The sequence below is a fragment of the Exiguobacterium sp. PvP048 genome (genome assembly GCF_040549175.1).
Taxonomy (GTDB): domain Bacteria; phylum Bacillota; class Bacilli; order Exiguobacteriales; family Exiguobacteriaceae; genus Exiguobacterium_A; species Exiguobacterium_A artemiae.
The window spans coordinates 12,344-30,911 of record NZ_JBEPSU010000003.1; the positions used below are offsets into that span (position 1 = coordinate 12,344).

Here is an 18,568-nt window from a genome sequence, read left to right on the forward strand (position 1 = left end):
CTATCATGTGACTCAAAACTTTTGTGTATTATAACAATGTGATTCGATTAAAACACGATAAAGCACTGCGGTATAAGGAATGGAACAGGGCGATACCGCTCTATCCGATAGTAGGGACCGAAAGTTGTACCGTTTGGCTACAATCAATCAATTTTCAAGAAAGTGGAAATGGGGATTTATCTGCAATCTAAAGCAACCGATTTTGGTTGCTTCATTTTTTTGGAAAAAAAAGACTGTACAGTTAGAATTGATATGTAATATATTAGTTGTATGAAAAATCAACCGATTCAACGAACTTCCTTAAGTGAAGAAGTGTATCAACGATTGCAACAGCAAATCATCACCTTAACACTCGCACCGGGGCAAAAGCTGAACGATCAGGAGCTGGCCGAAGCATTCGGTGTCAGCCGGACACCGGTCCGCGAAGCGTTAAAGAAATTAGAAGAGGAGGGACTCGTCGTCGCGAAACGCGGGTCACGGACAAACGTCACCCGGTTGGACGCAACGCAAGCCCGGCAAACGTTTCCGATCGTCGCGACACTGCATGCATTAGCGGCACGTCTCGCATTGCCGTTGCTCAAAGCAGCAGATATCGAACAGTTAAGAGACATCCATCAGGCGTTTCAGGAAGCGATCATGCAAGACGATGCCGAAGCTGCACTGCGGCTGGACGATGCTTTTCATGGGTTGTTCCTTGCCCGGAGCGAAAACGGTCAACTGATCGAGACGTTGAACCGGCTGACACCGCTGATCCGCCGGTTGGAGTATGCCCAGTTTTCTAGGCACGGGCACGACTCGATGGCCGATCACGAAGCGATTCTGGTGGCTTGTGAGAAGCGGGACGCGGAAGCACTCGTCCGGACGACGGAACAAAATTGGAACGGTCTCGGACGACATCTGGTCGCGGCCTTAGAGGAGGAGACGTCATGCGACCAATCGTGATTGGCATCCTGTCAGCCCTGTTTTTCGCTGTCACCTTCATCTTGAATCAATCGATGCAAGGGAGCGGGGGACATTGGATTTACAGCGCCGCCTTACGGTTTTACTTGATGGTGCCATTTTTGATTGTGATTGTCGGCTACCGGCGCCGCCTTGGTCGTGTCTGGTCGGCGCTCCAGGCAGCACCCTGGTTTTGGCTGACGTACGGCACGATCGGCTTCGGTATTTTTTACAGCGGGATTTGTCTCGCCGCGGACTACGCACCGGGCTGGTTGATTGCCGGCACCTGGCAAGTGACGATTCTGGCCGGACCGTTGCTGGCACCACTGTTCAAGCAAACGATTCCCTGGGCGTCGCTCCGCTATTCGCTGTTGATTGTTGCCGGTGTCCTGCTGATGCAACTGTCGGTTGCGGGTGAGGTGTCGGTGACGACTCTGGTTCTTGGGATCGTGCCGGTGATTCTGGCTGCGGTTGCCTATCCGCTTGGCAACCGGAAGATGATGGAGCGGTACGGCGATGAACTTGGTGTATTTGACCGGATTCTCGGGATGACACTTGCCAGTCTGCCGTTCTGGTTTGTCTTGTCGAGTTTGGCTTACCTGCAGGTGGGTCTGCCATCGGCGTCACAAGTCGGACAGTCGGGACTGGTCGCGCTGTTCTCCGGCGTGATTGCGACATCGCTGTTTTTTTATGCGACGACACTTGTCCGGACCGAACCGATCCGGTTGGCGGCAGTTGAAGCGACGCAATCGTTTGAGATCTTATTCACGATTCTCGGTGAGATGGTCTTTTTACATGCCGTCTTTCCGACCGGACTGGCATTGATCGGGATGCTCCTCGTCATGCTCGGGATGACCATCCATAGTCTGAAGCAGGCAGAGCAAAAGTCAGTTCCAGAACATTAATTATTTCAATTACCATATTAGCTTAAAATTTTTAACAAGGAAAGAAGGAGCAGTATGGTCTTAACCGGAACACTCGTCAATACAGGATTAATCATTGTCGGAACATTACTTGGCTTGTTGTTCCATAAAATTCCCGAACGGATGAAAGAAACCGTCGTTCAAGCGATTGGTCTCGCCGTCGTCGTACTGGGTGTCCAGATGGGGCTGAAAAGCGAAAACTTTTTAATCGTCATCGGCAGTCTCGTCTTAGGCGGAGCAATCGGCGAATGGTTACGGATTGACGAAAAACTCAATCGAGTCGGTGAATGGCTTGAACTTAAAATCGGACGGGGGCGACCGTCAAACATCGCCGAAGGATTCGTCACTGCGACATTAATCTTCGTCATCGGGGCGATGGGCGTGCTCGGAGCATTGGACGGTGGGCTGCGCCAAGACCACGACGTCCTCTATACAAAAGGACTGATTGACGGCTTCACGGCACTGGTCCTCAGTTCGACGCTCGGGATCGGCGTCATCTTTTCGGCGATTCCGGTTCTCGTTTATCAAGGAGCAATTGCTCTCAGCGCAGTGGCGATTACGCAATTTGTTCCGGACGCTATCCTTCAGCAATTCATCGTGGAGATGACGGCGACCGGCGGTGTGATGATTTTAGCAATCGGCTTGAATCTAGCCGGCATCACCAAAATCCGGGTCGCGAACTTGTTACCCGGAATCGTAATGGTCGGATTGATCGTGACCGGTTTGGAACTGCTTGGTTTTAACTGAAACTTAAAAGACATCCGTTTGCACTGTTGATTTCGGTCAGCAGCAGGCAAACGGATGTCTTTTTTAACGAATGGTTTGTTCCAGTTCAGAAATATGGTGCTCAAGCAGCCGGTGCCCGTCATAGTGAAACGTGTGGAGCTGTGGTGTCGTCTGTTTTAAGACGTGCGGCAGGTAAGCCTTCAGATTACTGATGACGCCGGTATTGTCCGGATGAAGAATCCAGTCAAGCTGTTTCCAGTCGAGAATACCTTCCCGGGTCGCGAGCGGTGTCACGAGGAGCTGATCAGACGGCAGTTCGGCAAGGAACAAATAAATTCCGACCGTCTCGTCCGCCTGCAGGAGAATCGTGCCAGAGAACTGGACAGCGGTCAGCGTCAGACCGGTTTCTTCAAACGTTTCCCGGATGACGGATTCTGCCGGGGACTCGCCGGGTTCGATTTTACCGCCGACCCCGTTCCACATCCCCATCGCCGGTTGTTTTTGCCGGTTCAGCAGCAACAACTGATCGTTCTTGCGAATCAAACAGAGGGTATAACGATACAAGTCTCCTCATCTCCTTAAAAGAAGTCGTGTTTAAAGGCCGCGTACTGGTCGTCGGATGTGACCGGTTGAATCGTTTTCTTGCCGTCGGTCCAGGTCGTCAACGCCTGTCGTGTCAGAATACGGTGTCCATCGGCCTTACGGATGGCGAGCAGACTGCGTTTGTTGAAGGGGGAAGCCGGATGTTCCTGGATGATCTGTTCCATCTCGGATAGAGCAGCCGGTTCGATCGTCTGTTGCGTGTAGAAATGGTACCCGATGACAAACTCGTCATCCTGACCGGTCCGTAACATCTCCAGCTGATAACCGGCGCCGTTCGGGGCAATCCGGTAGTTGCCGCTCGGTGATGTGATCGTTTCTCCGGTCAGAGGAATTGGGCGTAAGGCGAGATTGACACCGAATCCCGTATCGACGAGATAGGTCTGCTCCTGGTGCGACAGCAGGACGGCGACGTGGGTCGGACCGGTCGCGGACCAGACGTCATTTTCCTGATCGAAGACGGTCGCCTTGAGAAGTGAAACGTCAAACCCTTTGATTCGTAACACTTCGTACAGCAAATGGTTGAGATCATAGCAGACACCGCCAGCCTGACGTTCGATGAAGGTCTGTCGTAGTCGGTTCTGGTCAAACGGAACCGACTCTTTTTCAAGAACCGCTGCATTGTCAAACGGCAGGTGATAGGCAAAGGCTTCAAGCAGCGCCGGTAAATCGGCAAACGTTAACGTATGACCGAGCGGATAATGGATCCGGCCGGCTACGTCTTTAATAAATGTAGACAAGACAATTCCTCCTTTAATCGATGATTCCATTATCGCATATTCCCGTTCATGACAGGATACATGTTATCTGAAAATAAGATTTGGTCTTTTGTTTCGTGATGAACTTTGTTATGCTGAAACAGGATTAATTAAGAATGATTCTCATTCCGGATGAAGAAGGAGGCTCCTCATGTTACGAAAACGAATGACCGGCGCATTAGCGCTTATTGTAATGAGTTGTCTGATGCTTGCGGCATGTGCCGGACAAGCGAAAGAAGAGACGACGAAAAAGACGCACGCTGTCACGCATGAAGCAGGAACAACGGACGTACCGGACCATCCGAAACGGATCGTGGCTCTTGAGTTCTCGTTCGTCGATGCGCTCGACGAACTGGGTATTGAACCGGTCGGCATCGCACAGGAAAACAAGGATGATGTATCGGGGCTGCTCGATAAGAAGATTTCCTTTACGGAAGTCGGGACACGCCAGCAACCGAATCTCGAAGTCATCAGCTCGCTGAAACCGGACTTGATCATCGGAGATTTCAACCGGCATAAAGGAATCTACAAACAATTGCAGCAAATCGCACCGACGATCATCTTAAAAAGCCGGAATGCGACCTATCAGGAAAACCTTGCATCATTCAAGAGCATCGCGGAAGCCGTCGGGCAGACCGATCAAATGGAGCAACGACTGAAATTGCATGACAAGCGGCTCGCAGTTGCCAAACAAAAAGTCGATCCGGACGATCAACGCAAAATCATGGTCGGTGTCTTCCGGTCCGATTCATTGACGGCACACGGAGAGACATCGTTTGACGGGGAACTGCTTGAAAAACTCGGCATCGATAATGCCATCACGAAAACAGTAGAACCAACTGTGACGATTACGCTGGAGCAGATTGTCAAATGGGATCCGGACGTCATCTTCATGGCGGAAGCCGACCCGAAACTGCTCAACGAGTGGAAAAAGAATCCGCTCTGGAATCAAATCACGGCTGTGAAAAAAGGTGAAGTCTACGAAGTCAATCGTGATTTGTGGACCCGTTACCGCGGACTGGACGCAGCGGAACAAATCGCCGACGAAGCGATTCAACTGCTGTATCCGAAAAAATCATAAACGACGACACGAGCCAGAGCAATCTGGCTTTTGTTGATGAAAGGGGAAGCCGTTGATGATTCGGAAAACACGATTGATCCGTTTGCTCGTTCTACTTATTGTGCTGATTGGACTCAGCTCCTATCTCAGTCTGTTTCTCGGCGTGACGACGATCCGGCCGCTCGAAGCCATCCGGGAATGGTCATCCGGTGATTTGTCAAAAGAAACATTGGTCCTGACGACACTTCGATTACCACGATTAGTACTGGGACTGATACTCGGGGCAAACCTAGCCGTCGCCGGAGCATTGATGCAGGCCGTCACCCGGAATCCGCTCGCCTCGCCGCAGGTATTTGGTGTCAACGCCGGAGCCTCGTTGTTCGTGGTTCTCGCGTTATTGCTGTTCCCGGCGCTCGGGACGGCCAATCTCGTGTACTTCGCTTTCTTTGGTGCAATGATTGGCGGGTTGCTCGTCTTTTCGTTTGCTTCTGTCCGCGGCATGACGAGTCTGAAACTGGCCCTCGTCGGGATGGCGATCCACTTGTTGCTGACGTCTTTGACGAAAGGGTTGATTTTGTTCAATGACCGGATCACGAATGTCTTGTACTGGTTATCCGGTTCGATCAGTGACAGCGGCTGGCTTGAAGTCCGGTTGATTGTGCCGTGGTCAATCATCGGCTTGATCTTAGCCTTCAGCCTGGCCAAATCGCTGGCCATTTTCCAACTCGGTCAGGACGTCGCCGTCGGACTGGGGCAAAACATCACCCGAATCCGGATGCTGGCAGCCGTCGCTGTTGTCTTGCTGGCCGGTGTGACGGTTGCCGTCGCCGGAGCCATCGGCTTCATCGGTCTGATGGTCCCGCACATCGTCCGGCGCCTGGTCGGGGAGGATTACCGGTATGTCCTGCCGGTGTCCGCGTTATGCGGCGGACTGTTGCTGACGTCTGCCGATGTCCTCGCCCGGTTCATCGCTTATCCCTATGAATCACCGGTCGGGATCGTGACGGCATTACTCGGGGCGCCGTTCTTCTTGTATTTAGCGAAACGTCAGACGAAAGGGGTGGCGTAAATGAACAGACTCCGTCAACAACCATGGCTTGGTCTCGTCCTCATGTCGCTCCTTGTCACTGTGCTCAGTTTTCTGTTGCTCGGCGTCGGTTCCGTCTACTTGAAACCGGGTGAAATTGTCGCAGCCCTGCAAGGAGATGGAAGTGCCTTCATCGTCTTGAACTACCGGTTGCCGCGGACACTTCTCGCGTTACTCGCCGGCGGTTGTTTTGCCCTATCCGGTGTTTTGTTGCAGGCGATCATCCGGAATCCGCTCGTCTCCCCGGACGTCATCGGCGTGACGAACGGAGCGGCCTTGTTTGCCGTTTTGACAATTGCGTTACTTCCGGACGGTCCGCTCGTTTTGACGCCGCTTGCAGCGATGGGCGGAGCGGCACTCGTGATGATTGCCCTGATGTTACTTGCCGATCACGGCAAGCTGCAACACAGTTCGTTTGCTTTGCTCGGCATCGCCGTCAGTGCGATTTGTGCGTCGGGAACGGAATATCTGTTGATCAAGTTTCCGCTCCAGACGAATGATTCACTCGTTTGGCTTGCCGGCAGTCTGTTCGGCAAAGGCTGGACGGAAGTGTATGTCCTGGCGCCGGTCTTTCTGATTCTCGGACTCGCCATCTGGTCTGGACACCGGCAACTCGATATTCTGTCACTCAGTGAAGACGCGGCGATCGGTCTCGGGTTACGGATGAAACGAACCCGGTATGTCTTTCTCGCGCTTGCTGTTGTTCTCGCTGGTGTCGCCGTCGCGATGGTCGGATCAATCGGGTTCCTTGGACTCGTTGCCCCGCATATGGCCCGACGTTTGATCGGTCACCGGCACCACCTGTTGATTCCGATGGCCGTTCTCGTCGGCGGCGGACTGTTGGTCGTAGCCGATGCGATTGGGCGCGGGATTCATCCGCCGCTTGAAATTCCGGCCGGATTGATCACAGCAATCATTGGTGTACCGTACTTCTTGTATCTGCTGCGGAAAAACCGCGCGTGAATGCGACCAAAACACACTGCCTTGTACCCGTTTCTCTGTTGAGAGACTGTGCGACAAGGCGGTGTTTTTTTGAGTTGAACAGTAAATCAATATCCGATATATGGTAAAATGAAATAGATTAGCAGATGCTGTCTATAAAAAAACTCAGACGAAGTGTTTAAAAACTATGACGTGTCGAGGTGCTGAATGAACATACACTTTGAAGAACTGAAAATGTACACGAAATTTGATGATTTAGCAGATGATTTACTGGATCTTGCAAAAGAGATTCTGCCGGAACAGCTGTTTTATTTATCAGCCATCAATGAGACCGAGCAATTGATCATTAAACTGTCCGAAGAGCAGACCCGGATGCCGGTCACAGAAGGAATGGTCATTGATTTGAATTACTCGCTCTGCCAACGAATCGATTTTCAAACGAAACAACCGCTTATATACGAAGATGTCACAAAAGATCGCAGTCTCGACGGCATGAGGGAAGTATTGGAGGGGGCAAATGTTCAGTCCTATTTAGGGATTCCGATTTCGCTTGCGAACGGAGAAAAGTTCGGTACATTGTGCGCCATCAATGATGAAGTCAGTTTGTTCGAGAGCAAGAGTATCGAGTTACTGCAACGGATCGTCCGCCTGTTTTCGTATTATCTGGAACTCGAGCGGTTTGCCTGGCGTGACATGTTGACGGATCTGTACAATCGGCGGTATTTGACACATCAATTCGACCAACATCCGCAGACGGAAGGGGCTTTGTTCTTCCTTGATTTGGACGGCTTCAAAAATGTCAACGATCTGTACGGGCACGATGCCGGGGACGCTGTTCTGCAGGAGGTCGCAAGGCGGTTGAAGTCACTGATTGCGGGACAAAAAGAAGCATATGCGGTCCGCTTGGGCGGAGACGAATTTGTCATTCGGTTTACGCACTTTGATTCTCAGCAAGCATTGATCGATCAAGCAGATGAAATTCTTGTCCGGTTGAGTACGTGGGACACATATGAACTGTCGACCAGCATCGGAATCGTCACCTACAAAGACGCTGACATCAGTCTGAAAACGCTGCTCCGCCAAGCGGATATCGCGTTATACGAAGCAAAATCATCAGGAAAAAACAGGTGCAAACTGTTTACAGAATGATTGGCCGAACACATACAAAAGAAAACACCATGAAGTTCGACGTCTCCTTGACCGGAAGCGTACGAAACAGCATGGTGTTTTTGAATTGGCGTCAGACGGTCAATTCAATCGTCAGTCCTTCGGGATCAAGAAAGACACTTTCGTAGTAACCGTCACCCGTCAGACGTGGCCCGTCAAGCCGGGTATAGCCGTCCCCCTCCAACCGTGCCGTCAGTTGATCGACAGCGAAGCGGCTGCCGAGCGAAAAAGCAATGTGGGCATAACCGAACCGGTCGCGCGGGGCATCGTGGTCGATATCCGTCCGGTGCATCAACTCGAGCCGTGGGCCTGACTTAAAGTGGAGAAAGTAGGACGAAAATCCTTTGAGCGGATTATGGTACAACGCATTGGCCTGCGCCTCGAAGTATGTTTCGTAAAAGTGTTTCATCCGTTCGAGATCCTTGACCCAAATGGCGATATGTTCAATTTTCATGAGAGCAGACTCCTTTTTGAATGATTTAGGAAGCGCGGGACAATGCCCGTTTCGTAAGGATACGGTTGAGCCGTTCGGAACAGAGCAACAGGAACAGAATCATCAGGAAACCTGTCACAGGGAACAGCTGTAACGTCAGGAACGAGGCGAGAATACCGAACAACGGCGGCAGGAACGTACTGCCGCTGTAGGCAAAGGCCATCTGAACCCCCATCAAGCGTTTGGCCGCATCCTGACCGAACCGGACCGGCGTCTCGTGTAACATGGCCGGATAAATCGGCGCGAGTCCGAGTCCGATCAGGATAAATCCGGTCATCATCAAACCGTCGAGCGGCAGGAAAAACAGCAGACTGCCGAGCAGGGCTGTCCCTTGTCCCAACCGGATCAACTGGCGGTTCGACATCCGAAGTGATAAGAAACCGCTCAAAAACCGGCCGACGGTGATGCTGCCGTAATAGACGGAAATCCAGGTGGCCGCTGTCTCGACGGAAAAAGACTTCACCTGGACGAGATAACTGCTGCCCCATAAACCGATCAATGCTTCAGCACCGCAATAGAGGACAAACGAGGCAAGGGCGAACGGGAGACCGGTCAAACGCTTCGCCTGTGTCCCGTGTAAAGACAAATCGTCAGGCTGTGCTGGGATGGCGACCAGTGCCTGTTTCCAAAGCGGAACGCTCAGGACGAGCAGCAGGGCAAGACCGAACTGGACCAGAGCGACGGTCAGATATCCGTTGCGCCAGTCACCGGATTCGCTCATCATCGCCGCCATGATCAACGGTCCGGCCGTTGCGCCGACGCCCCAAAAGCAGTGAAGCCAGTTCATATGATGCGCTTTGTAGCGGGTCGCGACAAAATGATTGAGCGCCGCATCGACGACGCCGGCACCGAGACCAAGCGGAACCGCAAGCAGAAACAGCCACAGTAACGAAGGGGCAAAATAAAATCCGAGCAGGCTGCCAGCCGTGACTGCAGCACAAAAGGCGGTGATATGACTCGTTTCGAACCGGTTGAGAATTTTGCCGCTGAAAAGACTCGAGATGATCGTTCCGCCGGCAATCGTCATGAACAGCCAGCCGGCGACTTCGAGATTCGCCCCGAACTCTGTCCGCATGACGGGCCAGGCGACGCCGAGTAACGAATCCGGTAATCCTAAACTGATGAAGGCAAGATAGATGATGCTGAGTAACCAGACTCCACTCATAATGATGTCCCCTTTATTGGTTGTTCTGTCTGAAGCCGTAATCCGAGACGCGTCAAGCCGTTCAGATAATCGGTTTCCCAGTTACTCCGGACGAGCCGGGGAATATGGGCTTCCGGAATATACCGTGCTGTTGTCGTCCGGATCTGTTCCAAATCTGACGCCGTTACTTCCGCGTTGTTAAAAATCAACAGATGCGGATTCAGCGTTGCAGCGAACGTCGTCGTCAAGCGGCTGATCGCATCAATCGTGTCCGCGTTCAAGACGTCACTTCGCTCGGCGATCCGTTCTCCGAACGTCGCCTTGTCATACTGCGGGACAAGTGAAATCTCACCGGCGAAGTGACTGCTGCCGCGGACGAGTTGTCCGTTGATTAAAATCCCGGAACCGGGTCCGTTTTTTCCTAAGTACAAATAAATCAGGGACTGTTGCCGCTGCTGATAGGCTTCGTGAAAGCCGATGACGGCGGCATTCATGTCATTTTCGACGACGACCGGCAAGTGGAACTCGGATTCGAGCGTCTGTTTCAGATCGACCTGTTGCAAAGACGGATAATCCGGTGCAAAAAAGACTTGCCCGTTTTCGACAGATGCCGCCACGCCGACACTTAAAAAAGTGATACGCGGATCTTGCGCAAGCAACCGGTGAATCAGGCAGACGAGAGCCGGAACGTGCGGTTGCTGACGGGGAACGGATTCCGTTCCGTTCGTCAGTAATGTGCCGACAGCGTCGAAAATCCGGTAACCGATGGCATCGAGTTCGAGATACAGCGCCAATCCGTGAGTGTGATCGGCCCGGGAACGATAGCGTTTAGCCGGACGTCCGCCGCTCGATACATCCGAATCCTCTTCATCGACCTCACCGTGCTCGATTAAAATGTCCAAATGTTTTTTGATTGTCGGGAAACTCGTCGAAAGCGTCCGGCTCAGTTCCGGAATCGTCTGAAGCCGATCGAATAAGAGGGCTTGCCGCAACTGGGTTAATAAGTCCGTGTTCATACCGGCCATGAGGGACCTCCTTTATACTTTTTAAAATATTTTAATAAGTGCTCGGATTGAGTGTAGCAAGCAGAGGTTTAAAAAGCAAATGCTTTTAAAAACTTAAGTTGTTTGTCGTACGCGAATCAAGAGGACCATGATGTAGGTAACGGCTGCCAAAGTTCTTGCACACATGACCCGCACGGCTGAAAGGGGCTGGATGACCGGCAGGGAAATCTTTTGAAAATGGAAAAATATACAAAATCACAGCATGGTTCGATATTTTAAGCAGAAAGAAGGGTTCTTATGAAATTATTGCTGACTTCAGGCGGCATTCAAAATGACAGCCAACGTCGGGCGCTCGTCGATCTACTCGGAAAACCGATTGAGGAAGCACATGCCCTCTGCATTCCGACAGCCGTCTACGGAATGAAAGAAGGACCGTACCACGCATACTCGTTCATCACAGGAACGGGTTCCACTCCGATGTGTGAATTAGGATTTAAATCGGTCGGTGTTCTCGAATTGACGGCACTACCGAGTCTCGATGAATCACTTTGGGTGCCGCTTGTCGAATAGGCCGATGTGTTGTTGGTAAATGGCGGTGATCCCTTATTTTTAAACTACTGGATGAAAAAGTCGGGACTTGCCGACCGATTGCCTTCGCTAAAAGCAGTCTACGTCGGATTGAGTGCCGGCAGTATGGTGCTGACACCAAGGATTGGTCATGCGTTCGTGGAGTGGACAGCACCTCATACAACGACAGATGAAACCCTTGGATTAGTTGAATTTTCGATTTTCCCCCATCTGGATCACGAACTGTTACCGGAAAATACATTGGACGAAGCCGTCAAATGGGCGGCTGATCTCACAGGACCATCCTATGCGATTGATGATCAAACGGCGATTCAGGTTGTTGATGGCGTAGTGAAAGTGATCTCAGAAGGTCACTGGAAACGATTTGATTGAACTGAGGTGAGACCAGTGGAGATCACGACACAATTGTACGTCGAACATATCGGGCAATGGCGGAGTTGGCTGGAAAACCATCATCTGACAGAGACCGAAGTTTGGCTCGTATTTGATAAAAAAGATGCAGAAAAATATCAGTTGGATTATATCGAAACCGTCGAAGAAGCACTTTGTTTTGGTTGGATTGACGGGATTAAAAAGAAGGACGGGGACCGTCTGCTTCAGCGATTTACACCGCGTCGGACAAACAGTCACTGGACCGAACTGAATAAAGAACGGGTTCGTCGACTGATGGCACTCGGAAAGATGCGAGAACAAGGGATAAAGGTGACACCTGACTTGACAGTACCGTTTGAAATTGATCACATCATCATCACGGAACTGAAAAAAGATCCGGACACCTATCAATTTTTCCGGACGTTGCCGGAGCTCTACATCCGTGTCAGGATCAGTTATATCCAGGACTGCAAGCGAGACAGCGCGGAGTATGAAAAACGTCTGACCAAGTTTTTGAACTATATGGCGCAACGGCGACTGTTTGGTCGCTATGACGACGGAGGGAAATTGACGGGAGACTATAAAGGAGATGACTGATGATGGATTCTGAACAGGAGAAACCGACTTTTGGTGTGAAACTGAAGGGACGACACTACCAGTATAAGCAAAGTGTCTATGGCATCGCATACGATCAACGACAGCAGACATTTTTAACCGTCGAGACTAAATGGAACAATCTTTTGTTGCCGGGTGGGGGAGTCGAGCGAGGAGAAACACCGGAGCAAGCACTCCACAGAGAGCTACTTGAAGAGACCAGGTTTACGATTCAAATTGATGCGTTGATTGGCCGTGCCGAACAGTATCTAATGGCACCAAGCGGAGAAGCGATCCTGAATGATGCATCCTTTTTTGAGATACGATTGCTAAAGCAGATTCAAGTTTCCCGTGAACTGGATCATCGTCTAGTCTGGCAGCCACTTCAATCAGTGAATGAATTGTTTCATACACATCAGGCGTGGGCAGTCAGGGGAGGGTTATAGTATAAGGAAGAACACCTCTGAATCTAATACCTAGAAAAATGAAAAGCATCAGGTATTCGGGATTGTCACGTGTACTCGATGCTTTTTCATTTTTAGAATCCTAGGACGAGTGGTAAGATCAAGGTTATCTTTTGATCCATTTTGCTCCTCGTCCACGTCCTGACGGTTTTATGAGTCCCTCATCCCGAAGTTCACGCAGAAGCCGATTGATGGTGGCTTCGCTGACATCCGGACAGGCATTACGGACATCTGCTTTCGTGAACGGTGTGATTCGGCTTTCGACAAATTGACGAATTCGTCCCGCCTTATTTTGATTGCCGGTCGTAATCAGTCCGACCCGATCCTCGAGTTCCTTATACGCGGCAAGGATTGTGCTCAACAGGTAGTTTACCCACGGGAAAGGATCTTGCTGATTCTGATGCCAGTGGATAGAGGATAGTCGAAGCGATTCATAATAATCTTCTTTACGCGACTCGACGATCTTTTCCAGACTAATGTACCGTCCAACCTCGAAACCTTCCTGGTAAAGTAGTAATAGTGTTAATAAGCGTGACATCCGACCATTTCCATCATTGAATGGATGAATCGACAAGAAATCGAGTACAAAGAGGCTCGTCAAGATAAGTGGATCGACATCTTCTTGTTGTCGCCGCTCACGCAAACTATCGCATAATGCCTGGACTGAGGCAGGAGTCTCGAATGCCGGCACCGGAACGAAACGTGTTCGTCGTGTCCCGTCAGGAAAGGATTCACTGATTTCGTTATCGACATTCTTCCATCGTCCACCCTCGACGGGAACGAATTTATAAAGCTCCTTGTGAAGTTGTAATAATACGTTCGCATTGATCGGGATATCTCGTGCTGAAGCATGAATTAAATTCAAAACATCTCGGTAACCGGCAATTTCCGCCTCAGAACGGTCGGCGGGATCGGCTGATTTCGACATGATGGTATGGAGGCGGCTTTCTGTAACGACAATTCCCTCAATCGCGTTCGATGCTTTTGTCGACTGAATGACAGCTACGTCTCGTAACGTATCGAGAACTTGAGGAGCCTGTTGTTTATATAAATCTTGTTTTCCTTTATATTCATTGATCCGGCTGATCAAGCGGACTGTTTCCATCGGTAGTGCAATGGTATTTAAATAACGATACGTATAGTTTCTCACATGTAGCGCCTCTTTCATTAATAGACTCATTGATAGCTAAACATATTCATTTATTAAAGAAATGAATATGTTTAATTAAACTATAACGTATTTAAACGTGTTCAAAAAGAATAAACATACTCATTTTAGGATGAAATGAGTATGTTTATTCAAAAATGAACTAATTAATATGGATTTAAAACAGTTAAACATAGTCAAAAACAATTAAAATGAACATGTTTACATGAAAATGAGCTAATTTATGATTTAAACGATTGCAGCTACTCGTAACGTCACAAAATCGGTGACAACAGACGCGAGATACTTTCTTTAAAGCGGATCATCCGCGGACGGGCGGCGTATTTTTCTCGTGTCAGCAAGGCACTGTCGGCGACGTCCGATAAGAAGAGCAGCTCCAGTTCTTCTGCAATCGCCGCATCGTACAAAATCGCATTCATTTCAAAGTTCAGCCGGAAGCTCCGGGCATCGATATTCGTCGTCCCGACCGAAGCGATTTTCCCGTCGACGACAATCGTCTTCGCATGCATGAAGCCGATTTCGTACGTGTAGACTTCGGCCCCGTGTTGAATCAATTCGCCGACTGCCGCGTACGTCGCCCAGTAGACAAAGGGATGGTCCGGTTGATTCGGAATCATGATTTTGAGCGAAACGCCGGAAGCCAGGGCAATCTGGCAGGCGTCCATGAAACTGGCATCCGGAATGAAGTAGGGCGACTGGATGTAAACCGATTTTTCGGCAGAATGAATCATCTGAATCAGCATATTTTTCAAATACTCCGTCTCGGATGTCGGACCGGACGTCACGATTTGAACCGGTACATGATCCGTCGCTGCAGCATGCGGCGGAATCGGTGCGGTCGACCAGTCGGTCCGCTCGTTGCTCGCAGCGTCCCAGTCCTGTTCGAAATGAAATTCGAGTTCTTCGACGACCGGACCAAGAACCCGCAGATGGGTATCCCGCCAGTAGCCGAACTGTTCGTCTTCCCCGAGGTATTCCGATCCGACGTTAAAGCCGCCGATATAGCCGATTTGCCGGTCGATCGTACAGAGTTTCCGGTGATTCCGGTTGTTGATGCGCAGGTTGAAGATACCGAGCGGCGACGAGAAGAACGAGCGGACCTCGCCGCCGTCCTGTTTGAACGACGCGAAATCCTTGGCTTTCAGTTTCCACGAACCGACGGCGTCATACAGAATCCGGACTTTGACGCCGCGCTTGGCCTGTTCGAACAAAGCGTTCAGCAGACGGTCGCCGAGCGGATCACGTTTTAAGATAAAATACTGGATATTGATTTTGACTTGCGCGCTTTTAATGTCAGCAAGTAACGTATCGAATTTCTGATGACCGTCGAACAGGCTCCGGACGTCCGTCGCCTCCGTCAACAGGGCACCTGATGAACGATTCGCCTGAATCAGCTTCCGGTACGGATAAAGTGGTGTATTGGGGGGAATCGCTTCAGCTGCCTGTTCGGTAAGGTCTTGTTCGCGCGCCAACCGGCGATCTTCCGGCACATGATAAAACGAATCCTGTTTCAAGGAGCGGCCGAACAACAAGTAAATCAAAAAGCCGATGACCGGCAGGAACAAGAGGATCATCAGCCAGGCCCAGGTTGCACTGACATCGCGCCGCTCAAAAAACAGGATGGCGATTGCTGCTGCAAAGTTGGCAATCAACACGACATAGAGCAAAATCGTCAGGATTAGGGTATAGTCCATCAATACGAACACCTCGTTTTCAGAAAATAGGACTTTGACGGGAGGGGAACAGCATGTTTTCGGAATGGATCCGGTTCATCTCGAGTATCCTATTCATCCCGATTTCGGATGATCTGCTGGTCATCCGTCAAATCAGCAGTTGGCTCCGGCAGAATCAAAACCCTGCCGTGATTTTTCTGTTGGTCTGGTCGGCTTGCTTCATCTGTTTTAATCTGTTTTATGCGATTCCCCGGTTCTTTCGGGAACTGCCCTTCTTTCAAAAGTTATTGACCAATAAACATCTGGCGAAAGCGGAAGCGATTCTGCAGGAAAAAGGTACGGTCGCCATCGCGATGTCGTTTTTCCTGCCCGGTGTCCGGCGGCCGATCCACTATATGTCCGGACTGCTGGCCTATCCATACCGTCTGTATGTGCTGGTAACGCTAGCCGGAACTGGCGTTTATGCGATGCTGTAGACGATTCTCGTCAATCGTCTCGGTACCTATGGTCTGTTAAACCGCTTTTCGATGTGGTGGGCGACCCATGGCGGTGTCATCCTGTTACCCGGCCTGCTGATTCTGACGGGTGTATTAGGTTGGATTTTCCGGGACACGATCCGGAACTGGTTTGTCCGCCCGTAACGCGGTCTTCCGGAGTTGTGCCAACTTGATGATGTTGAGGACCGTCACTTTTGCGACGGCGTAAAAGGGAACGGCGAGCAACATGCCGAGAATCCCTGCCAGTTGACCGGCGACGAGCAAGACGACCGTGATCGTAATCGGATGAACCTTCAGGGATTTTCCCTGGACGAGCGGCGAGATGACATTGGCATCCAGTTGCTGGACGATCGTAATGCCGATGATGACATACAGTCCTTTGATTGGTTCGTCCAAAAAGCCGATCAAGACGGCCGGTGCCGCACCGAGAAACGGTCCGAGGTACGGAATGATGTTCGTCGCGAAGATGAACAGACCGAGCGGTAAGAAGTACGGAACATCGAGCCACCAGAGGACAAGTGTCGCGAGACTCCCGACGAAGGAACAGACAATCAATTGCGCTCGGACATACGAGCGGATCGTTCCGTTCATGTCTTTTAAAATCAACAGCGCCTCCTTGCGATAACCGACCGGGATGAACTGGACTAAGGCATTCGGTAGTTTTTTCCCGTCGAACAGCATGAAAATGTATAAAAACAGGGCGATGAATAATGTGAAGACGGTCGAAGCGATGAATTGAATCAGCCAAATTACAGAACCGGCAATTGAGGAAAAGACGTTTCCAAGAAGCGCGGTCGCACTTTTCATCGAGTTCTCGACAGACGACAATTGATTGTCGAGTGTCGGGATGGAGGTTCCATATTTCGCATAGAGGGATAACGATTGGGTATAGAGACGCTCGGCAAAACCGGGTACGGCACCGATGAAAGCGAAAAGCTGTTTCGTGATGAGCGGAAATAAGGTCAACAGAAAAACCCGTGACGATGATTAGTAGTAAGACGAGGACGATGAAAATAGCCAGCTTGCGCGAGCGCAGCCGACGGACAGATAAAACAGGATACCGGCGACGATGAACGGAGTGAAGATCGTTGTAAACAGAACGAACAGCGGTTGAACTACCTCCACCTATGCTTCGCTTAGAGATGAAGGATTCCTGAGTTATCCGACCTAATGGTCGAAACCTGATCAGGCTAGCCCCGTCGTCCCGACGGTTGAAGAAGCTAAGATACGTTCGGCTTCTTGTTTGAGATTCAGTCCTGCGTTCACATCCCGGTCGTGATGGATCCCGCAAATCGGACGTGTCCATTTCCGCAAGCCAAGATGTTTCACGTCTTGGTGTTGATGTCCGCAACTGGAACACAGTTGACTAGAAGAAAAGGTCTTGCCGACCTTTACGACTTGGAGAAGTCGAGGCGACGCATGACTACGAGCTGGATCTCGATACTGGACAGTGGCGGCGTTATCAGGGACGAAGCGGACGAAGTGGTGCTTCAAGCAGCAATCAGACGGATGATTTCCGCGATCGGGTTGAAAAGCAGGCAGAACGGTTTTACCGCGAGTTGTCGGGAGAGGTCGAAAAACTAAACCGATCACTGGATTGGGATCAGATCATCGTCATCGGCGAGCGGTCACAAGCGAATTTCCTCGAGCAGGCGTTAACGACAAAACCCAAACAGGTCATTCATAAAAATTTGTCGCAATCGAGCCAACAACAGATTCTCAAGCAGGTATTTTGAGCGTCGACGTCTAAAGTATAGCTTTAGACGTACATAGGGAGTGAAGAAACATGTTCATGCACCAGATTACCGATCAACTAAGTGTGAAATTGATTGAGCGCCAGGATGCCGAGACGCTCTACGCGCTGATTGACGCCAACCGGGATCACTTGCGGGAATGGCTCGGCTGGGTTGACGGGGCGACCGGACCCGACATCTACCGGAACGAAATCATTCCGGCCTGGTTGACAGACTATGCGAACGGCAACGGTTTTGCCTGTGGGATTTATTTTGAGGGCGAACTCGTCGGGACGATTGCCTTACACGAAATCAATCAGATGTTACGGCAAACGTCGATCGGTTATTACCTGACCGGGAACGGACGCGGCAAAGGATTGATGACGACCGTCGTCTCTTTCATCACCGACTATTGTTTTACGACGTTGCAGTTGAATCGGGTCGTCATCGAGTGTGCCGTTGATAATACCCGAAGCCGGAAGATTCCTGAACGTTTAGGTTTTCAGCAGGAAGGGATTCTGCGTGACGCGGAGCTTTTGTACGGGTCGTATCATGATATTGCCGTTTATGCGATGCTCGCAAAAGATTGGTCCGGCACGTGCGTATCATCCGTACAAAATCAGCAAATGAATTAAA

Annotated in this window: 19 protein-coding genes and 3 pseudogenes; 13 read left to right on the plus strand and 9 right to left on the minus strand. The window is 50.6% G+C overall.

Translation table 11 applies throughout. The features are described 5' to 3' along the window. Positions 1–270: 270 nt before the first annotated feature. The 3 genes from ABIC15_RS07740 to ABIC15_RS07750 are packed head-to-tail and all read left to right on the plus strand — an operon-like array spanning position 271 to position 2,609. Positions 271–942, plus strand: coding sequence for a GntR family transcriptional regulator (locus ABIC15_RS07740; protein ID WP_354020362.1), 672 nt, complete (start codon positions 271–273; stop codon positions 940–942). Continuing rightward, positions 927–1,844 carry a DMT family transporter gene (locus tag ABIC15_RS07745; RefSeq protein WP_354020364.1) on the plus strand — a complete coding sequence of 306 codons (918 nt, stop codon included), beginning with the start codon at positions 927–929 and terminating at the stop codon, positions 1,842–1,844. Before ABIC15_RS07740 ends, ABIC15_RS07745 begins: the two co-directional genes overlap by 16 nt. A gap of 54 nt (positions 1,845–1,898) precedes the next feature. Further along, positions 1,899–2,609, plus strand: coding sequence for a DUF554 domain-containing protein (locus ABIC15_RS07750; protein WP_354020365.1), 711 nt, complete (start codon positions 1,899–1,901; stop codon positions 2,607–2,609). A gap of 63 nt (positions 2,610–2,672) precedes the next feature. Here ABIC15_RS07750 and ABIC15_RS07755 read toward each other — a convergent pair whose 3' ends face one another. Both ABIC15_RS07755 and ABIC15_RS07760 read right to left on the minus strand, forming a co-directional pair. Further along, the gene (locus ABIC15_RS07755) at positions 2,673–3,152 is read right to left on the minus strand and encodes an NUDIX hydrolase (RefSeq protein ID WP_354020367.1); all 480 of its coding nucleotides are present in this window, start codon (positions 3,150–3,152) and stop codon (positions 2,673–2,675) included. 14 nt (positions 3,153–3,166) lie between these two features. After that, positions 3,167–3,928 carry an arylamine N-acetyltransferase family protein gene (locus tag ABIC15_RS07760; protein WP_354020369.1) on the minus strand — a complete coding sequence of 254 codons (762 nt, stop codon included), beginning with the start codon at positions 3,926–3,928 and terminating at the stop codon, positions 3,167–3,169. Between the two features lie 169 nt (positions 3,929–4,097). Between ABIC15_RS07760 and ABIC15_RS07765 the strand changes: the two genes are divergently transcribed. The 4 genes from ABIC15_RS07765 (at position 4,098) to ABIC15_RS07780 (ending at position 8,184) form a co-directional block, all read left to right on the plus strand. Then, entirely contained in the window at positions 4,098–5,027 is a 930-nt protein-coding gene (locus ABIC15_RS07765; protein WP_354020371.1) for an ABC transporter substrate-binding protein, read from the plus strand. 55 nt (positions 5,028–5,082) lie between these two features. Next, complete coding sequence (locus tag ABIC15_RS07770) at positions 5,083–6,075, plus strand: FecCD family ABC transporter permease (protein WP_188004256.1); 993 nt, start codon at positions 5,083–5,085, stop codon at positions 6,073–6,075. Further along, positions 6,076–7,056 (plus strand): FecCD family ABC transporter permease, encoded by a 981-nt coding sequence (locus ABIC15_RS07775; protein ID WP_114595929.1) that lies wholly within the window; start codon positions 6,076–6,078, stop codon positions 7,054–7,056. A 186-nt stretch (positions 7,057–7,242) separates the two neighbouring features. After that, on the plus strand, positions 7,243–8,184 hold the full coding sequence (locus ABIC15_RS07780) for a sensor domain-containing protein (RefSeq protein ID WP_354020372.1): 942 nt from the start codon (positions 7,243–7,245) through the stop codon (positions 8,182–8,184). Positions 8,185–8,275: 91 nt separating this feature from the next. Here the strand turns inward: ABIC15_RS07780 and ABIC15_RS07785 are convergent, their stop codons facing one another. Genes ABIC15_RS07785 through ABIC15_RS07795 form a run of 3 tightly spaced genes read right to left on the minus strand, consistent with a single transcriptional unit; the run spans position 8,276 to position 10,864 of the window. Further along, on the minus strand, positions 8,276–8,656 hold the full coding sequence (locus tag ABIC15_RS07785) for a VOC family protein (RefSeq protein WP_354020373.1): 381 nt from the start codon (positions 8,654–8,656) through the stop codon (positions 8,276–8,278). Positions 8,657–8,681: 25 nt separating this feature from the next. Continuing rightward, positions 8,682–9,860 (minus strand): MFS transporter, encoded by a 1,179-nt coding sequence (locus ABIC15_RS07790; RefSeq protein ID WP_354020374.1) that lies wholly within the window; start codon positions 9,858–9,860, stop codon positions 8,682–8,684. Next, positions 9,857–10,864 carry an ROK family transcriptional regulator gene (locus ABIC15_RS07795; RefSeq protein WP_354020375.1) on the minus strand — a complete coding sequence of 336 codons (1,008 nt, stop codon included), beginning with the start codon at positions 10,862–10,864 and terminating at the stop codon, positions 9,857–9,859. The genes ABIC15_RS07790 and ABIC15_RS07795 overlap by 4 nt, the downstream gene beginning before the upstream one ends. A 276-nt stretch (positions 10,865–11,140) precedes the next feature. Here ABIC15_RS07795 and ABIC15_RS07800 point away from each other — a divergent pair. The 3 genes and pseudogenes from ABIC15_RS07800 to ABIC15_RS07810 all read left to right on the plus strand — a co-directional run bounded on the left by ABIC15_RS07800 (position 11,141) and on the right by ABIC15_RS07810 (position 12,843). Then, a pseudogene (locus ABIC15_RS07800) lies at positions 11,141–11,803 on the plus strand (Type 1 glutamine amidotransferase-like domain-containing protein). A 15-nt stretch (positions 11,804–11,818) separates the two neighbouring features. Next, positions 11,819–12,400: a YdeI/OmpD-associated family protein gene (locus ABIC15_RS07805; RefSeq protein WP_354020376.1), complete on the plus strand. Its 582-nt coding sequence runs from the start codon at positions 11,819–11,821 to the stop codon at positions 12,398–12,400. Beyond that, positions 12,400–12,843 carry an NUDIX domain-containing protein gene (locus ABIC15_RS07810; protein WP_214764896.1) on the plus strand — a complete coding sequence of 148 codons (444 nt, stop codon included), beginning with the start codon at positions 12,400–12,402 and terminating at the stop codon, positions 12,841–12,843. The genes ABIC15_RS07805 and ABIC15_RS07810 overlap by 1 nt, the downstream gene beginning before the upstream one ends. A gap of 124 nt (positions 12,844–12,967) precedes the next feature. On the opposite strand, the gene ABIC15_RS07815 is transcribed toward ABIC15_RS07810, so the two are convergent. Both ABIC15_RS07815 and cls read right to left on the minus strand, forming a co-directional pair. Further along, entirely contained in the window at positions 12,968–14,011 is a 1,044-nt protein-coding gene (locus tag ABIC15_RS07815) for a Fic family protein (protein WP_041261595.1), read from the minus strand. A 272-nt stretch (positions 14,012–14,283) separates the two neighbouring features. Beyond that, positions 14,284–15,723, minus strand: coding sequence for a cardiolipin synthase (cls, locus tag ABIC15_RS07820; protein WP_354020377.1), 1,440 nt, complete (start codon positions 15,721–15,723; stop codon positions 14,284–14,286). A gap of 53 nt (positions 15,724–15,776) precedes the next feature. Here cls and ABIC15_RS07825 point away from each other — a divergent pair, with 53 nt between their 5' ends. Then, positions 15,777–16,178 carry a DedA family protein gene (locus ABIC15_RS07825; RefSeq protein ID WP_354020378.1) on the plus strand — a complete coding sequence of 134 codons (402 nt, stop codon included), beginning with the start codon at positions 15,777–15,779 and terminating at the stop codon, positions 16,176–16,178. Between the two features lie 114 nt (positions 16,179–16,292). Here the strand turns inward: ABIC15_RS07825 and ABIC15_RS07830 are convergent, their stop codons facing one another. Both ABIC15_RS07830 and ABIC15_RS07835 read right to left on the minus strand, forming a co-directional pair. Further along, on the minus strand, positions 16,293–17,165 hold the full coding sequence (locus ABIC15_RS07830; RefSeq protein ID WP_354020379.1) for an AI-2E family transporter: 873 nt from the start codon (positions 17,163–17,165) through the stop codon (positions 16,293–16,295). Between the two features lie 219 nt (positions 17,166–17,384). Then, a pseudogene (locus tag ABIC15_RS07835) lies at positions 17,385–17,597 on the minus strand (zinc ribbon domain-containing protein); the annotation flags it as partial. Positions 17,598–17,626: 29 nt separating this feature from the next. On the opposite strand from ABIC15_RS07835, the pseudogene ABIC15_RS07840 reads away from it, so the two are divergent. Together ABIC15_RS07840 and ABIC15_RS07845 are read left to right on the plus strand one after the other, a co-directional pair. Then, positions 17,627–17,935, plus strand: a pseudogene (locus ABIC15_RS07840) (VLRF1 family aeRF1-type release factor); the annotation flags it as partial. Between the two features lie 50 nt (positions 17,936–17,985). Next, complete coding sequence (locus ABIC15_RS07845) at positions 17,986–18,567, plus strand: GNAT family N-acetyltransferase (RefSeq protein WP_354020380.1); 582 nt, start codon at positions 17,986–17,988, stop codon at positions 18,565–18,567. The last annotated feature ends 1 nt before the right edge of the window (position 18,568 follow it).

Coding starts and splice junctions, on each gene's coding strand:
- ABIC15_RS07740 (WP_354020362.1), top strand. CDS start 271: ATGAAAAATCAACCGATTCAACGAACTTCCTTAAGTGAAGAAGTGTAT.
- ABIC15_RS07750 (WP_354020365.1), top strand. CDS start 1,899: ATGGTCTTAACCGGAACACTCGTCAATACAGGATTAATCATTGTCGGA.
- ABIC15_RS07780 (WP_354020372.1), top strand. CDS start 7,243: ATGAACATACACTTTGAAGAACTGAAAATGTACACGAAATTTGATGAT.
- ABIC15_RS07845 (WP_354020380.1), top strand. CDS start 17,986: ATGTTCATGCACCAGATTACCGATCAACTAAGTGTGAAATTGATTGAG.
- ABIC15_RS07825 (WP_354020378.1), top strand. CDS start 15,777: ATGTTTTCGGAATGGATCCGGTTCATCTCGAGTATCCTATTCATCCCG.
- cls (WP_354020377.1), bottom strand. CDS start 15,723: ATGGACTATACCCTAATCCTGACGATTTTGCTCTATGTCGTGTTGATT.
- ABIC15_RS07790 (WP_354020374.1), bottom strand. CDS start 9,860: ATGAGTGGAGTCTGGTTACTCAGCATCATCTATCTTGCCTTCATCAGT.
- ABIC15_RS07770 (WP_188004256.1), top strand. CDS start 5,083: ATGATTCGGAAAACACGATTGATCCGTTTGCTCGTTCTACTTATTGTG.
- ABIC15_RS07810 (WP_214764896.1), top strand. CDS start 12,400: ATGATGGATTCTGAACAGGAGAAACCGACTTTTGGTGTGAAACTGAAG.
- ABIC15_RS07775 (WP_114595929.1), top strand. CDS start 6,076: ATGAACAGACTCCGTCAACAACCATGGCTTGGTCTCGTCCTCATGTCG.
- ABIC15_RS07785 (WP_354020373.1), bottom strand. CDS start 8,656: ATGAAAATTGAACATATCGCCATTTGGGTCAAGGATCTCGAACGGATG.
- ABIC15_RS07795 (WP_354020375.1), bottom strand. CDS start 10,864: ATGGCCGGTATGAACACGGACTTATTAACCCAGTTGCGGCAAGCCCTC.
- ABIC15_RS07745 (WP_354020364.1), top strand. CDS start 927: ATGCGACCAATCGTGATTGGCATCCTGTCAGCCCTGTTTTTCGCTGTC.
- ABIC15_RS07765 (WP_354020371.1), top strand. CDS start 4,098: ATGTTACGAAAACGAATGACCGGCGCATTAGCGCTTATTGTAATGAGT.